Source organism: Dehalococcoides mccartyi CG5, assembly GCF_000830885.1.
Lineage (GTDB): Bacteria > Chloroflexota > Dehalococcoidia > Dehalococcoidales > Dehalococcoidaceae > Dehalococcoides > Dehalococcoides mccartyi_B.
In genome coordinates this window covers 1245076-1261203 of the sequence record NZ_CP006951.1, presented here as the reverse complement: position 1 = coordinate 1261203, position 16128 = coordinate 1245076, and the positions used below count along the sequence as shown (strand labels likewise).

Below are 16128 nucleotides of genomic sequence, written 5' to 3'. Positions count from 1 at the left end.
ACGCCTGTAAGCATTACGAGTAAGTAATGTTTATATCGCTGTGGGCTTGTATCAGGATACGGGCAGAGCCCCCTGTGGTATGCGGGCAGACGAAGTCAGTGGTGCTCTTTGATAGCCAGAATATTTTTCAAACTGCCTTGCAAAGCACGGTATATTTCAGGGTCAAACTGTTTGCCCACATTTTCTTCTATCATTTTCAAAGCTTCCGGTACGGAAAATGATTGTAACCGATAAGGACGTTTGGAGGTTAAGGCGTCAAAAACATCTACAATGGCAGTGATGCGCCCGGCCAAAGGTATATTTTCGCCTTTTAATCCGTTCGGGTAACCACTTCCGTCCCATTTTTCATGATGGTTAAGGGCAATCACCGCCCCTTGTTTAATTATTTCTGAGGCGGCTCCCTCCAGGATGTTGGCTCCGATAATAGTATGTTGCTTCATTATTTCCCATTCCTGGGGGGTGAGTGTTCCGGGTTTCAGGAGTATATGGTCAGGAATACCAATCTTGCCTATATCATGCATGGGGGCGGCATACAGGAAAGATTCTATCTGTTCGGCGGGTAAACCCATGGTTTCGGCTATCTGGGCGGCATAACGGCCTATTCGCCGTATATGCATACCGGTATCCTCGTCTTTGTATTCGGCGGCCCGTGACAAACGAAAGATGGTATCCAGCGAGGCCGTTTTTAATTTATCCAAAGCCTGCCTGAGTTCTTCAGTCCGTTCGGATACTTTCTTTTCCAGCTCAAGCTGGTAGCTCCTGTTTTCCAGTATGAGACGTCTATGTTCCTGTGCCCGTTTGGTGATGTGTATCAGTTCTTCTAAATTAAAGGGTTTAATGACATAATCGTATGCACCCAGACGGAGACATTTCAAGGCAATTTCAATATCGTTTATGGCTGTAGCCATAATAACTTCGGTATCCGGTTTGAGGGTTTTTATATCCTGCAGGGTTTCAATACCTGTTTTGCCGGGCATGTTGATATCCAGCAGAACCACTGCAATCTGTATCCCTTTGATTAGTTCAATGGCCTCAATCCCATTAACGGCTGTCAGACACTGGTAGTTTTCGCCTGAAAACTTTACACGGAGTAATTGACGTATCAGTTCTTCGTCATCTACTATCAGTAAAGTGTCCTGTTTTAAATCCATCAGTTATCCGCATCCATTTTATTTAATATCTTGTTTATAGCTATTTTAAGCAGGGACATATCAAAGGGTTTGGTAACATAAGGGATATCGTGGTTATCAAGATAATCTCTGACTTTGGCATCAGATGTATCACCGGTGATAAATATAATATGGCCGGTCAGTTTTGGCCAGTTGCTGATAATATTTTTGTAAAGTTCGGTTCCGCTCATGCCGGGCATGCGGATATCCAGAAAGACAATATCATAGGTATTATCTTTGAGTTTTTCCAGAGCTTTTTCCGGGTTTTCACATTCATCTACCTTGTGGCCATCTTGGCGTAAAATGATTTTTAACAAGGATCTGACTGCCGGTTCATCATCTATCACCAGGGCTGAAGCTATTCTGTTTGATTTCAGATAGGCCTTATCTGTTTCTCCGGGGGCTTGGGCGGGGATTTCACAAGTGGTGGTTATGGGCAGTTCTATCATAAAGGTAGCGCCTCCATCAGGGTTGTTTTCCGCCCATATTTTGCCGCCGTGCTCCAAAATAATGCCTTGTGACAGGCTTAAACCCAAGCCCGTTCCCTGCCCGGGGTCTTTGGTGGTGAAAAACGGCTGGAATATTTTATCCATTACATCCGGCGGTATACCTGCTCCGTCATCTTTAAATGAAATAAGTATGTACTTGCCGGCTTTTTTAGTTTTTACCGTCAAAGTACCTTTTTCATGGATTTTTTTCATGGATTGTTCGGCGTTTAATATCAGGTTTAGAAAAACCTGCTGTATTTGGGCAGGATCAATATCTATCCAGGGTAGATTTGGAGCATAATCCCGGATTATGGAAATTCCGGCAGTTTCCAGTACATAACTTCGCAGTGCCAGGGAGTTATCTATCACATCTGTAATATTGACCTTGCTGACAATTGGTCTTGTCTGGCGGGCAAAGGTCAGCAGCCTTTTTACAATCTCAACTACCCTGAGGCTTCCGTTGTTTATTATCTTTATAGAGTCCTGTATATCAGCAGGCAAATCAGGTCTGTTGGCAAGCAGCTCTGCAAAACCGATAACACCGGTTAATGGGTTGTTTATCTCGTGGGCAATGCCGGCCGCCATTTCCCCTACTGCGGCCAGACGGTTAGCTACATCTGCCTGTTCGCGAAGTTTTTGCCGCTCAGTTTCGGCCTTCTTAAGCTCGCTGATATCTCTGGCCATGGTAAGGATTGCCGTATCGCCTTCAAAAATAATGGTTCGTGACCTTAGCTCCACCGGTATTTTCCTGCCGGTTTTGGTTACAAAAATGCGTTCAAAAGAAGCTTCCTGATTATTATTAAGTCTTGCAGCGGCTTTTTCAAATAATGGCAAGTCATCTACTATTTGGGTTGTAATATCTGCTACTTCCATATTGAGTAGTTCTTCGCGACTGTACCCCAGCATTTTTACCGCAATATCATTTACTTCCAGAAGTTTGCCAGGTGTTTTATCCGGTTTCGGGCGGTGGACAAAAATAGCATCTGAAACACTGTTAAACAGGGACAGGTAGGTCTCACGCTCTGCCTTCAAAGACTCTTCAGATTTTTTTCTGGAACTGATGTCTTTGATAATATGAACCGACCCTGTCACCCGGTGAGACGCATCAAAAATGGGTGAGGTGGTTGCTTCAACCCATATACCAAGGTTTTCTTCAAGGTATTCACTTGTCTGGGTTAGCCCCGTTTCAAGGGTAAGTTTATGCGGGCATATGGAATAGGGTTTGCTGGTTGCATGGATAAGTTCATAACAATGCCTGCCTATAATTTCCACCGGAGACAGATTCAAGGAGTTGGCGAATGCGTTATTGACCCGCTGAATTACGTAACCGGCGTCCACAATGCAAATCATATCGTTTATAGAGTCAAAAGTAATACTCCACTCTTTAGCCGAATGGACCAGATTCTCTTCCATAAGTTTGCGGTCGGTTATATCACTGGCAACGGATAATGCCCCTACCGTTTTACCGGTGATATCCTTTAGCGCATGTGACCACCAGCCCAGCAGACGTTTTTCGCCATCCTTGCGGCGTTGCCAGCTTTCGATATAAAGTGTGTTTTCATCTCCGTTAAAAACTGGTGCAATCTTGTGGTAAGTATCCTGCTCCCCTTCAAAATAGTACGATGCCTCTTTGCCGATGACATCATCCCCGAAAAACTCTCTGCCGGATTCGTTTATCCATGTGTAGACCCGGTTTTCATCCACTTCGGCTATAATATCCGGGACAGTAGCCAGTATAGTCTCCTGGTGTTTATATATAGCTTTAAAAGCCTCTTCAGATTCTCTGCGTTCGGTTATATCCCTTATCACGCTTACTATCAAGCGGGTATTGTTGACAGTGGCGCCCCTGGAACTTACCTCCACAGGGAAGATGCTGCCGTCTTTATGGCGGTGATACGATTCAAATAGTATTCCGTCTGAATCAGCCAGGGCTATTTGTTGGGGAATAGATGTTTGTGTATTAAGCGGGCGTATGTCATATATAGTCTTGTTTAACAATTGCTTGCGGCTGTACCCGTAAGCTTTGGTAGCGGCAACATTGGCCTCAAGTATTTTCCCGCTGTTTTTATCCAGAAACAGGATGATATCCCGGCTGTCATCGGCAATCAGTTTGTATTTTTGCAGAGATTCTTCGGCTTGTTTGCGTTTGGTAATATCTATAATACATGGGGTGTAATATAGAATTTTACCTTCGTCATCTTTTATCGTGCCTACAAATAAATGTCCCCAGAAAACACTGCCGTCTTTATGACGGTATTGCTTGTCCCGTTCGAAATGGTCTATGGCGCCTTTGTTCAGGAGTTTTAACTGATACATATCGTATGCCAGAAATTCGGCAGGGGTCAAATCTTTAAATGTAATGGAGGCAAATTCCTTTTCGGAGTATCCCATCATCTTGCACATGGTTTTATTAACTTGTATAAATTTAAAATCCAAATTGGCTATAGCTATCCCAATGGGTACCTGGTCAAATACCAGGTGAAAACGCTCTTCGCTGATTCGCAACTGGTTTTCAGTTTTTTTGCGCTGGGTAATATCCAGTGAGAGTATAAAAATACCCTCCGGTACCGGTTCAATACTTAATTCAAACCAGCCTTCAGTGAGGTCAGGGAAAATAAACTGGTTTTCCATTTTGACGGTAATCCTTTTCTCCATGCAGAGACGGAGATTGGTAAATAACTCGGTGTTTTCAATCCCGGGGTATAATTCCATCATAGTATGGCTGAAGAGTGATTCTTTGGTCAGACGGCTTTGCTGAACCGCCGCTTTATTCAGATACTTATAACGCCAGTCATATCCAATAATCTGGCAGCCCTCCAGCATGTTGTCCAGTGCTCCCCTGTAGCGTTCTTCACTTTCGGCAAGTTTTAGTTGGGCTAGTTTGTAATTAGTCATATCATGAATTATGGCCATATTGGCAGGTTTGTTTTTATACTCAATATGGCTGGCATTTATTTCAACCGGTATCTTGCGCTTGTCTTTGGCAACAATTTCTATCTCATATTGGTTAGGTATTTTTTCTCCGGCCAGCCGCCTCTGGTACCGATCCAGTACCAGCCCCCGGTATTCTGGGGAAACGAAGTCAACCATGGGTTTTCCCGTGATTTCTTCCAGGTAAAACCCGGACAATTCAGTCATTTTTGGATTGGCATAAACTAGCAGCTCATCCTGAATTATGATAATTCCGTCATTGCTTTTTTCCACCAGCGTGGAGTACAAAATATTGGACTGGCGGAGTGTTTCATGGGTTTCTTTGGACTCGGTAATATCTTTGGCAAAAACAGATAGGCCACTTGCAGTCGGGTACGCACTAATCTCAAAATAGTGTTGCTGTTTTCCAATCTGGTACTTTGAAGGAAAATGTTGGGGGAGCTTGGTTTTTAGGGCTTTCAGATAAGCTTTTTCAATATCTGAGCCCTTGGTTTTTGGGAAAAGGGTATAAATAGATTTGCCTATGGCATCTTTGGCAGGTATGCCGGTGAGTTCTTCGGAGGCTTTGTCCCAGTATATATAATTTAAATCCTGATCCATCTCAAAGAAGATATCAGCCTGTTCGCTGTAAGGCAGTTCACCCTTGGACAGATTTGCCAAGTTTGGAGCAGGCATGCCTTGAGTATCAGATTTGATCTGAGTATTTGGTAAAGGATTGCCGCCCGTCAATTTTTTCGGGTGCAGGGTCTTTTTCTCCAGCTTATCTTTCACAATTCGGTTACCTCTTAATCTGTCGGCTACCGGGTGGTTGTATGCCAGAGGAAATAATTCATACGGATTGAGTTTATTGGAGAATCCCAATCCCATTTGTTGCTGTATTCAGGTTTGGCACACACATATGGTATGCGGCTGGCTGTATCTGGCTCAGGTCTGCCGTTTGGCAAGTCCTGTAGGTTTGGCCTATACCTGACTATTGCGTTCAGGGTTGATAAAAACCTCTCTATTCGTATATCACCCTGCATAATAGTATTACTCCAAATGCTTGCCTGTGTAAATACCCTGTTTATCGCTTTTGGGGTGGATAAGTGGCACTGAGGTGGTTCTGCGGGGCTATGACGAGTGTCTGCCCTGAGCGGCTTAATGGAGTATGGTTTGGGGTTTAAAAGCCGCTCAAGGTTATGGGTTAAAATATGGCAGGAGTTATCCATAGAGACATAGCTTAGCTTTTGGTATACCTTTGTCGGAATCCGGCTGATTGGCAAGTTCTGAAGAATTAAACAGGTTTCTTCCAGTTCCGCCAAATGCAGGCAGGAAACAGTATGACGGCTTTAAAGCCGCTCTCTCCCCGCAAAGCTATAATCCCATCAGATATTTCACTCATGTTTGGTTTTTAGCCTGTCTGATATTTTAGCCGTTAGCATATTTGTGGCTTGGCTTAAGGTTCCAGACTGAATGGCGGATAGATATCTGTAATCAGCAGGGAGGAGTAAGCGGATACCCTGAGCCCCCAACGCAGCACCCCCACTACAAAATCAAACAGTGACTTCGGGTATTTACCGGTAAATACAATGGTAAACCAAGCGAATATGGTGCATATAAATGCGGCAAATCCCAGGAAAGCCAACAAAATATAATGGGGTATGGCTAAAAACCATTTAAATAGCGGCATCCAGCGGTTCAGGTCGGTTTTGACATTCGGATAAACCAGATTAAGGTGGACTGATTGCTCTTCGTCTGTTGAGGGGTATTCATCCCTCAGCAGGGTAAGATAAGAGATAAATCTGTAACTGAAACGGCTGAGGGCCAGATTCCAGTCAAACCACCATTTAGGGTACCTCTGTTGAAAGAGAATCATAAGTACGGTTGCCAGAATAATAATTCCTCCGGCATTACCTGCGGAATAAGTTATATGGTCAATGGTGTATTTATAACTGCCTCCGCTAATCAGAGACAAGATTATGGCAACAGGGATTATCATAAGAAGGCGGAAGGCTACATTTACCCTGTCACGGGGTTTATCCTGATAATCAACGCTTAGTGTGGCCGGATACTGGGTAACACTGGACATCATGTTATCTCTCCTGCTGAAATATTTTTTTGCCCCTCTGATGCTATGGATATTAAAAACTGCTCCCGACCCAAAAAGTGTTAAAAGGTAAGCCTCAAGTATTCTTCAGATCTGCATTTATATCCTCTGTATTATACCTTTCTCTGCCTCGGTATCAATATATGGCGGATATTTATTTCCGGTTACTTAGGGGTTTGTTCCAACCGGAAAATCAGGCCGATATCTCAAATTATACTAAATGCTTAGTATTATTATCCGTTTTGCTGATTGTTTGACCCTGTGTGCAGGATATATAATCGTATACAAATATCGTATACAAACATCGTATTGCTACTAATAACAGATTTTGTTTGATACAGGGGGTAAGATGGCTCTTGGGCGCTCAGGGAAGACTGGGTGACAACGGGAAAGACCGTAAGCATATGAAAAGGAGAAATGGAATATGCCTAATTTTCACTCAATAGTTAGCCGCCGTGATTTCGTTAAGGCTTTGGGTTTGACTGGTGCCGGTCTTGGCACTGCCGCTGCCGCTACCCCTGTATTTCAGGATCTGGATGATGTAACAGCTTCCCCCAGTGCGGAATGGAAACGCCCCTGGTGGGTAAAAAACCGGGAAATAGATGACCCCACTACCGAGATAGACTGGGATATGATGTATCGGTCTGACGGGCGCATGGTAGGTCAGGTTCGGTCAGTGCAGATAAAATACCTGGGCGAAGAAGAAGTTAACAGACGCAATGCGGTGGGTGCAAAATTTACTGCAGACGGTTTGAAAAACGATACCCCGGGATTGAAAGTGCGTGATCAGGCCTTGGCTGCAGGCGTTATGAGTATGCTGCCGATGGCAATGGGTATGATCCCCAGCATTAGCTTTATGGGCCCGGCAACAGCCACTCCCGAAGCCCGCGGCGTGGCTAAATATCAGGGAACGCCGGCTGAAAACTCCCGCATGCTCCGAAGCGCCTTAATCTTTTACGGGGCTGCTCAAGTAGGCTATGGTGAAGTTACCCAGCGTTACAAGGATAAACTCTTCCGCACCTTTGATAAGGGCAATGCCGCTACCGCTTACCAAGGCGCTTGGCCGCCTCCCCTTACCCAGTGCAAGCAGTACTTTTTTGAAGATGTGCCGGTAGGCTATGATACAGCTGAAAAGATGGTCTTCCCTGCTAATGTACCTCTATACGAGTTTACTTTCATTGTCCCCATGTCAAAGGAGATGTTCCGGTGTTCACCTAGTTCGGCGCTTCAAAATGCGGCTAATCTTAGCCGGTATACTGCCATGGCACAGATTCAGCCCAAGATTCAGGCTTTTATCAAGTCTCTGGGTTACCAGTGTTACGGATATACCCTGCCCATGAATGGTGCGGTACCGACCATTGCCAGTGCCGTACTGACAGGCTTGGGTGAAGGCGCCCGTAATATAGGTGCATTTAATAACCCGGAATTCGGCTCAATAACCGGTCTTTTCCACCTGATTACCGATTTGCCGCTTGAGCCTACTCCGCCCATTGATGCCGGCATGTGGCGTTTCTGCCATACCTGCACCAAGTGTGCTGATGCCTGCCCATGGAGTGCTATTCCCACTGACCATGAGCCCAGCTGGGATATTCCCAAGTTGTACGGTCAGGAAGATACCACCCACGTACCCGGCAAGAAACAGTTCTGGACAAACAGCGTTGATTGCTGGCTGGGCAGAGTCCAGCTGGGTACCTGCGGTGCCTGTATGGGTACCTGCACCTTTAATACCGGCAAAAACGCTATCCATGATTATGTCAAAGCAACCCTGTCCACCACTCCTGTTTTCAACAGTTTCCTGTGGCAGGCAGACAAGGCCTTTGGTTATGGTCTTAGAGCAGGTGAAGATCTTGAAAACTGGTGGGACATGCCCCAGCCTATCGGCGGGTTTGACAGCACCTGCGGTATTCAGGGCGGAAGTTACTAGGAGGTTAGAATAAATATGTGGTTAATAGTTGGTCTAATAGTGGGTGCACTGGTTATGGGACTGTTCTGGTTGATGAAACGCAACAGTTTCAGTCTCAAGTGGTATGAATGGTTGATTGGTATAGTAGGTTTGGTCTTGCTCTTACTTACTATCCAGAACTATTTCGGCAGTCTGAATGAGCTTGAATCCAAAGCTGCCAGTATGTTCCTGCTGGTGCTTGGTTTGCCGGCCCTTATCCTGCTGGCTCTTTCATGGCAGATGGTTGCCCGGAGAATTAAAAAAGCTTAAACAGGGTTTATTAATTATCCTCAAGCGGGGGGTTAAATCCCCCGCTTTTTTATTTATCATTTGTATCAGGAGTTGTTCTTGAGGGATATTTCGGTATCGTAATTGTGCAGGATATTTAAATCATAGTTTGGTTTGACCTTGGGTGTGGAGAGCTCATTTATGGATTTATCCCGTACTTTCCGGAGTAAACCCTTCAGTTGTTCTATTTCTTCTTCAGAAAAATCCTCAAATATTTTTTGGACTTTGTTCAGTAAAAACGCATTGTTTCTGGCGTTTTCCCCTGCTTCTGTTATTACTACCCGAATCATATTCCGTCTTTCCAGGTCTTTTCTCAGTTCTAGCAGCCCTTTGGCTTCCATACTCTTTAGAGTTACCGAGACGGTATGGGGTTCGCGCAGAAATATTTTGGAAATTTTGGCGGGAGTTACTACGGTGTCCCTTTCAACATGCAAAATATTTAATATGCCTGCTTGTTCAGGCGTAATTCCAGTTTCCAGCAGTTCTTTGCGGCGCACATTATAAGCCCCTGCCCTTGCCTGCATCAGCATAGACCAAATCTCAAAAGTGTTGTTGCTTGGCATAATCCTGTTTCCCCAATCTGTATTTTGGTAAATATCAGCCTGTATCAGTATTAAACAATAAACCAGACGTTAAATACAAATAACTATCAATCTCTAAACAATACAGGTTTAACATTATTATATATCCTAAAGTATACCCCAGAGCTTATTAAAAATACGCATTTCGGCGTATTGACGGTTTTGTTCGGAGGGGTTAATATTCCATAACGAACATTATGATACGAACATTATGATACGAACAATACTCATAGATGGAGGCGTAAACTGATAGCGGGCATTCAGTAAGGGTTTTAGCGTACCCAAGGTGCAGTGAATATGCCCGGCACTCACTCAGTATTTGCCGTTTGATTGTTAAGGTTATGAATCTGATGGCAGATTAAGCAGCCTAAATGGGATTTTGAGCTTACTGGAGAAACCAACCTTGGTTCTAATTGCCCGGTGAGCTTTAAAAATAAAAACCGGCGGCCTGTATCAGAGACCGCCAGAAAGGAAGGTATTTAAGCTAGCTGGATTAGAGATAACTTTTAGTGCCCTTCCGTATTTATATTTTCCTTGAACTGGTTATTAGTGTCAAATACATGATTAGGAGATATCAAGTGAAAACTTTTCATTCAACACTTTCCCGAAGAGATTTTATGAAGGCTTTGGGTTTGGCTGGTGCCGGTATCGGAGCAGTGTCGGCTGCCGCCCCGGTTTTTCATGATGTGGATGAGCTGACTGCTTCTTCCGGCGGCGTACAGAAGCTGCCGTGGTGGGTTAAAGAGAGGGAGTTCAAAGATCCTTCAGTACCCATTGACTGGCAGAATCTACCCAAGATGGAAGGTACTTTCCCCTACCAGGCCAGACCAACCCTGTCGGCTCAGGAAAGATATGCTATGGGCATTCCCGGCGGCAGTTCGGGTACCTGGGCCAGCCCTGAGCAGGCGCAAGTACTTTTTGATTACATGAAAAAGGAATTTCCGGGATGGGAACCCGGCTATGCCGGTCTGGGAGACAACCGGACAACCGCTCTCTTCATGGCCACCAAATTTATGCGTATGGGCATGTGGCCCGGCGAAATAAATATGGGCGGCAACAGGGTTAATGTTATGCAGGCCATACTAAAGGCCGGAGGCACGGCCACTTTCCCCTCCTTCATGGGTCTTCGCTCAAGCGAAACGCTCCGCCCGCAGGATTTCGGTGTACCGCGTTGGGAAGGCACACCCGAAGAAAACCTGCTTACCCTGCGTCAGGTAGTCCGTTTCCTTGGCGGCTGTGATGTAGGCGCTCAGGAAATGGATTCAGACGTTTTTAAGCTTTTCCACGAGCAAAGCGGCGGGAAACAGCTGGTAATAGAAAACGTAGACGAAGCGGCTGAAACACCCACCAAACTGGTCATTCCTGCCAAAGCCAAATATATCCTCCAGTGGACTGCCCGCCAGCCTTACGAGTCCACCAGACGCCAGGCCGGCGAATATGAGGATGCCGCTGTATACTACTCCTATCAAAGATTCCCCTTTGTCGGGGCTATTATCCAGGAGTTTATCCATGCTTTGGGATATACTGCGGTTTCAACCCACATGATGGGTTATCACACCAATGCTATCGCTACCTTAACCGGTATGGGTGAACACTGCCGTATGTCATCACCGACCTTAGTCCCCAAATACGGCACTACCAACCGGGCTATGTGGGTAATGATGACCGATATGCCTCTTATGTCCACTAAGCCTATAGATTTTGGGGTGTATGACTTCTGCAAGACCTGCGGTATCTGTGCGGACTCCTGCCCGTTCGGCTTGATTGAAAAAGGCGACCCGTCCTGGGAAGCTACCCAACCCGGTACCCGCCCCGGTTTCAACGGATGGCGTACTAATACCACCACCTGCCCGCATTGTCCGGTCTGTCAGGGCAGTTGCCCCTTTAATACCAATGGCGACGGTTCTTTTATACATGATTTGGTACGTAATACAGTTTCCGTCACTCCTGTTTTCAACAGTTTCTTTGCCAATATGGAAAAGACCATGGGATACGGACGCAAGGACTCGCGCGACTGGTGGAATATAGATGATTATACCTACGGTATAAATACATCTTACTAAAGGCTTAATGAATAAAGGAGTAATGTAATGTTTTGGATTGGATTGCTTGCAGGTGCAGCTATAGCTCTTCTGGCCAATTGGCTTGTGCAAAAGGGAGTATTCACGAAGTGGTATGAATGGGTGCTGGGTGGCTTGGGCGTATTAGCCTTGTTTGCTACCGGCCAGCATTATTTCAGTTCTCTGCGTGAAAATGAACCCCAGTCAGCCTGGATGGGGGCACTTATATTCGGTCTTATTGCCCTTATACTGCTGGGAGTAGCCTGGCAGTTGTCCGTCAGGAAAACCAAGAAAGCCTAATTCAGGGTTTTTGCTAACGAGCTTAAGGCGAGGGAAATATTTCCCTCGCCTTTTTTATTTATACGGGGTTTTATTTTGGTGAGGAATGCATTTTTCGGCTACTTTTACTTGCCGGACTCACTCGGCACTTTATTTCAAACTGCTTTCGTAAACAGGAGAAATTCACCTGTAAATCCGGAAGTTTGATATACCTGGGCTGATGAGTTAATATTAGTTAAGAGCATATGCTCAAAACAATCTAGGGAATATAACTTTATCAAATAGGTGGAGGAATAACTAATGAAAATTGCAGTAGTAACCGATGACGGGAAAACAATCTGTCAGCATTTCGGACGGGCTCAATATTATCTGGTTGCAAGTGCCGAAGATGGCAGCGTAACTGGTAAAGAACAAAGGCCCAAAGCCGGTCACCATGTTGCAGGGATGAATCATGAGCACACCCATGCCGCCGGAGCTTGCCATGGATTTAATGCCCATGCCCAAGCCACCCATGCCGGCATGGTTTCAAATATTACGGATTGTCAGCTTGTGATAGCTGGCGGAATGGGTCAGGGAGCTCAGGAAAGCCTGAAGCAAGCCGGAATTGCAGTGCATATGACTGATGTAGCTGATATAGAAACTGCCCTGAAACTCTATCTTGAAGGCAAGCTGCCTAATTTAACAGAGCGTTTACACTAAAGGATATTGTCTATTTCCTAGTTTGAGTGGGGAAATTACTGCCGGCAAAGAGGTATTTATGTCTGTCACCCCCGCCTTTTTTAGCCCGGTATACGCATTTTTGGGAAGAAAAGTTAGGCTTTTCTTCCCAGTATCTCATCTACCTTTGTTTCCAGCGTTTTACGGTTAAAGGGCTTGCTGATATAAGGGGTTTGGTGAGCGCTTAGGTATTCTCTGGTTGCTTCGTCAGAGGTATCCCCGGTGATAAATATTACCGACAAAGCCATGTCAGGTCTTTTGGTCAGGATATTACGGTATAGTTCAATGCCGCTCATGCCGGGCATGCGAATGTCCAATAGGATTACATCATAAGCGGTGGCCATGAGCTTTTCCAGTGCCTTGCGGGGGTCGTCGCACTCTTCAACAACGTGTCCATTTTGGGTGAGAATAGTTTTGATAAGCAGCCTTATGCTGGGTTCATCATCTACCACCAGAACTTTTGCTTTGACTACAGACCTTGGAGGTTCGGCCTCAGGCGTTATTTCCGCTATTTTGTCGGTATCGGAGGCTATAGGCAATTCAATGATGAAAGTAGTTCCTTTGCCTTCCTCACTCTCTGCCCTTATGGTGCCGGTATGCTCCTGAATGATACCCAGTGAAAGGCTTAGACCCAATCCTGTGCCTTCGCCCGGTTCTTTGGTGGTGAAGAATGGCTGGAACAGTTTTTTTCGTATGCCTTCGGGCATACCCGGTCCGTCATCTTTGACCGATATACGCACATATCCATCAAGTTTTTCAGTTTTGATGGTCAGTATTCCTTTGTCATGAGCCTTCTTCATAGCGTATTCGGCATTGACGATAAGATTTAAAAAGACCTGCTGCAGTTGGCCGGGGTCTGCCACAACCCAGGGCAGAGTAGCGTCATAATCCTTGACTATCTTGATATTTGCTGTAGCCAGTACGTAATTACGCAGTTCCAGAGTGTGGTTTATAAGTTCGGTGATATTTACCCGGCTCATCTGGGGTGTAGTCTGCCGGGCAAAGGTGAGCATCCTCTTTATAATTTCTTTGGCTCTCTGGCTGCCGTCATTTATGATTTTCAGGTTTGCTTTGATATCATCAGGTAAATCTTCTCTTTCCAGCAGCAGTTCGGAAAAACCTATTACTCCGGTAAGCGGATTATTTATCTCATGGGCAATGCCGGCAGCCATTTCGCCCACTGCGGCCAGACGGCTGGACATTTCCGCCTTGTTGCGGAGTTGTTGTTGCTGCAATTCTTCTTCTTTTCGTTTGGATATGTCCTTGATGATATGAACAGAGCCTGTTAATTCGCCCTTTTTATTAAATATAGGCGAAGAAGATGCTTCCACCCATAGCTTCAGTCTTTTGTCATAATATTCACTGGATTCCACGTGCCGGGATTCAAGTGTACGGGCATGGGGGCACATCGGATGGGGCTGGTTCATGCCGTGTACAACCTGATAACAGTATTTACCCACAAGGTCATTGGGTTTGAGTCCCAGTGCGCTGGCAAAGGCCAGATTTACCCTGATGACTATATGTTTCGGGTCAACTATCGCTATCATGTCTTTAATGGAATCAAAGGTAGTGCGCCATTCTTCAGCGGAATGGGTGAGAGCAGCCTCCGCTTGTTTTCGGGTGGTTATATCATGGGCAATGGTAATGATAGTATCAGTCCCTTTGTATTTAAATAATCTGGCATTTATTTCCACCGGGATTTCATGGTGGTCTTTGTGAATAAATATGCGTTCGGCTTGAACTTTTCCGGTTCGCCGCAGGGATTCTATTGCTTTTATAACCGGGTGTTCACCATTTTCATCACGTTTCGTTATATCAAAAGGCGAGAGTTTTAGCAGTTCTTCCCGGCTGTAACCTAAGAGAGTGCTGGCGGCGTCATTGGCTTCCATAAAGGTCCCGGGTGTCAATTCCCCCTTCGGCTGATGGACCAGAATGGCGTCATTATTGGAATTGAATAGTGCCTGGTATCTTTCTTTGTGCTCTCTGGTTGCTTCTTCGGCCATATAGCGTTCGGTTATATCCTGAATAATGCAGTGGGTTTGTTTAAACTCACCTTTCGGAGTGTAGGCAATTCGGCCTTCAAAGGTAACAATGCTTATTTGCCCGTCTTTTCGTTTCATCTTAAAATCTACATGAGTAGATCCGGCTTTGACAAAAAGCGGGAAATTCTTTTTAAACTTATCTAAATCCTCGGGTGCTACAAATTCGCCAAACCAGTGCCCGATTACCTCTTCTTTCTGGTAGCCCAAAATATCCAGCCAGATTTGGTTGACCTCCACGAAAATCCCGTTTTGGTCAAGAGATTGGTATCCTGCGGGTGATTGTTCGTATAGTTCACGGTAGTGTTTTTCATTTTCTGCAAGAGATATTTTAATCTGTTCGCGTTCGGTGGAATCTTCCACTTGAGACATTGTGGATATCAGTTTGCCGTTGCTGGCGTATAGTGCTGAGTTATACCAGGTGCAGTAAATAACCCGCCTGTCTTTGGTATAGTTGCGATTAAGAAAAACAACTTGGCTGCTGATGCCTTCTTTGAGTGTTTTAATAGTTTGCTCAACAATGGGTGCATCAGGTTCGTAAATTATATTAAGGTCATAGATTGATTTGCCAATAGTTTCGTCAGAGTTCCAGCCGAATATATTAAGAGCCGCACCTTCCCAGCGGGTGATAACAAAATCAGCGTTCCATTCTATGGTTGCCAGAGGTGAATTTTGGGTATGCAGGCGCAATTTTTCGTTACCCTCTCGTATGGTATCCAGAGCCGTTGTTAATTTGCGTTCACTAAGTGACAATTCGGAGATTGTTGAATAATACGATTCCTGGTCAATGAACAACAAACAGACAACCAAACCGGCAAGGGGGAAGATAGTAAGCACCGGAAGTGCAATGTCACTGATGACTGTGGACGAGAGGCCGCCGGGAAGAGCCAACATCAAACTCAGCATTCCGGCATGTACAATAAGGCTGAAGGAGAGTAATAACAGGGGGTTTGTAACTTTGGGATAACGCTGTCTCAGGTAGTAGTAGGCCAGACCGGCCATAGCTGCCCAGACAATCACACTTGAGCCTACAAGTACGCCGTCACCCCCCAGTGAGATTCGGTAAATAATGGCGATAACTGAGGATATTAAGGCTATGACCGGGCCGCCTATAAATGCACCTGCGCTAATGAGTACGGAACGGCCGTCAAAGAAAACCCCGGGTGCCACGCTTACGGCATTCATCATGCCCAGTACAGTAGCTGCCCCAATAACCGCACCCAGAATAATTTTGCTGTTTCGGGTAAAGTGGCCGCTATGGCGCATTATTAAGTCTATTATGACAACTACAAATATCAGCAGGGCTATATTGTAAAATAAATCGATGTTGATCATATGGTAAATCCTTTATTGGTTCACCCAGAATAATATCGATTAGTTGCTGTGAAATACTCTAATTCCATTATACACTCTTTGCTACCTGGCAGTAATGATATCAGCCGGTTTAAGATACTACCCTTTTATATAGAAAGGTTCAGGTGTATACCTCGCGGTTTTGGCTGGATGTAGCTGGCTGTAGTGGCGAGAGGCTTGTCCTGTGCTCAAATC

General features: G+C 45.3%; 10 protein-coding genes. 5 read left to right on the top strand and 5 right to left on the bottom strand.

Translation table 11 applies throughout. The features are described from left to right. Positions 1-95: 95 nt before the first annotated feature. The 3 genes from X794_RS06680 to X794_RS06670 form a co-directional block, all read right to left on the bottom strand. A complete protein-coding gene (locus tag X794_RS06680) occupies positions 96-1151 on the bottom strand; it encodes an HD domain-containing phosphohydrolase (RefSeq protein WP_011309962.1) in 1056 nt (351 codons plus the stop codon). Continuing rightward, positions 1151-5455 (bottom strand): hybrid sensor histidine kinase/response regulator, encoded by a 4305-nt coding sequence (locus X794_RS06675; protein WP_041344595.1) that lies wholly within the window; start codon positions 5453-5455, stop codon positions 1151-1153. Before X794_RS06675 ends, X794_RS06680 begins: the two co-directional genes overlap by 1 nt. Positions 5456-6023: 568 nt before the next feature. After that, the gene (locus X794_RS06670) at positions 6024-6659 is read right to left on the bottom strand and encodes a DUF4389 domain-containing protein (protein ID WP_011309960.1); all 636 of its coding nucleotides are present in this window, start codon (positions 6657-6659) and stop codon (positions 6024-6026) included. Positions 6660-7098: 439 nt separating this feature from the next. Here X794_RS06670 and X794_RS06665 point away from each other — a divergent pair, with 439 nt between their 5' ends. Together X794_RS06665 and X794_RS06660 are read left to right on the top strand one after the other, a co-directional pair. After that, a complete protein-coding gene (locus X794_RS06665) occupies positions 7099-8598 on the top strand; it encodes a reductive dehalogenase (RefSeq protein ID WP_011309959.1) in 1500 nt (499 codons plus the stop codon). Positions 8599-8613: 15 nt separating this feature from the next. Then, positions 8614-8886: a hypothetical protein gene (locus X794_RS06660; protein ID WP_011309958.1), complete on the top strand. Its 273-nt coding sequence runs from the start codon at positions 8614-8616 to the stop codon at positions 8884-8886. 65 nt (positions 8887-8951) lie between these two features. Here the strand turns inward: X794_RS06660 and X794_RS06655 are convergent, their stop codons facing one another. Beyond that, the gene (locus tag X794_RS06655) at positions 8952-9467 is read right to left on the bottom strand and encodes a MarR family winged helix-turn-helix transcriptional regulator (RefSeq protein WP_011309957.1); all 516 of its coding nucleotides are present in this window, start codon (positions 9465-9467) and stop codon (positions 8952-8954) included. A gap of 596 nt (positions 9468-10063) precedes the next feature. Here X794_RS06655 and X794_RS06650 point away from each other — a divergent pair. The 3 genes from X794_RS06650 to X794_RS06640 all read left to right on the top strand — a co-directional run bounded on the left by X794_RS06650 (position 10064) and on the right by X794_RS06640 (position 12523). Next, positions 10064-11548 (top strand): reductive dehalogenase, encoded by a 1485-nt coding sequence (locus tag X794_RS06650; protein ID WP_034375905.1) that lies wholly within the window; start codon positions 10064-10066, stop codon positions 11546-11548. 27 nt (positions 11549-11575) lie between these two features. Beyond that, positions 11576-11845, top strand: a complete 270-nt coding sequence (locus tag X794_RS06645) for a hypothetical protein (RefSeq protein ID WP_011309955.1) — start codon at positions 11576-11578, stop codon at positions 11843-11845. A gap of 279 nt (positions 11846-12124) precedes the next feature. Continuing rightward, positions 12125-12523, top strand: coding sequence for a NifB/NifX family molybdenum-iron cluster-binding protein (locus X794_RS06640; protein ID WP_011309954.1), 399 nt, complete (start codon positions 12125-12127; stop codon positions 12521-12523). A 113-nt stretch (positions 12524-12636) separates the two neighbouring features. Here X794_RS06640 and X794_RS06635 read toward each other — a convergent pair whose 3' ends face one another. Beyond that, a complete protein-coding gene (locus X794_RS06635) occupies positions 12637-15915 on the bottom strand; it encodes a PAS domain S-box protein (protein ID WP_011309953.1) in 3279 nt (1092 codons plus the stop codon). Positions 15916-16128 lie beyond the last annotated feature (213 nt).

Bases quoted from the DNA above. Each gene is read 5' to 3' on its own strand.
- X794_RS06680 (WP_011309962.1), bottom strand. From the start codon at position 1,151: ATGGATTTAAAACAGGACACTTTACTGATAGTAGATGACGAAGAACTG.
- X794_RS06675 (WP_041344595.1), bottom strand. From the start codon at position 5,455: ATGGGATTGGGATTCTCCAATAAACTCAATCCGTATGAATTATTTCCT.
- X794_RS06670 (WP_011309960.1), bottom strand. From the start codon at position 6,659: ATGATGTCCAGTGTTACCCAGTATCCGGCCACACTAAGCGTTGATTAT.
- X794_RS06665 (WP_011309959.1), top strand. From the start codon at position 7,099: ATGCCTAATTTTCACTCAATAGTTAGCCGCCGTGATTTCGTTAAGGCT.
- X794_RS06660 (WP_011309958.1), top strand. From the start codon at position 8,614: ATGTGGTTAATAGTTGGTCTAATAGTGGGTGCACTGGTTATGGGACTG.
- X794_RS06655 (WP_011309957.1), bottom strand. From the start codon at position 9,467: ATGCCAAGCAACAACACTTTTGAGATTTGGTCTATGCTGATGCAGGCA.
- X794_RS06645 (WP_011309955.1), top strand. From the start codon at position 11,576: ATGTTTTGGATTGGATTGCTTGCAGGTGCAGCTATAGCTCTTCTGGCC.
- X794_RS06640 (WP_011309954.1), top strand. From the start codon at position 12,125: ATGAAAATTGCAGTAGTAACCGATGACGGGAAAACAATCTGTCAGCAT.
- X794_RS06635 (WP_011309953.1), bottom strand. From the start codon at position 15,915: ATGATCAACATCGATTTATTTTACAATATAGCCCTGCTGATATTTGTA.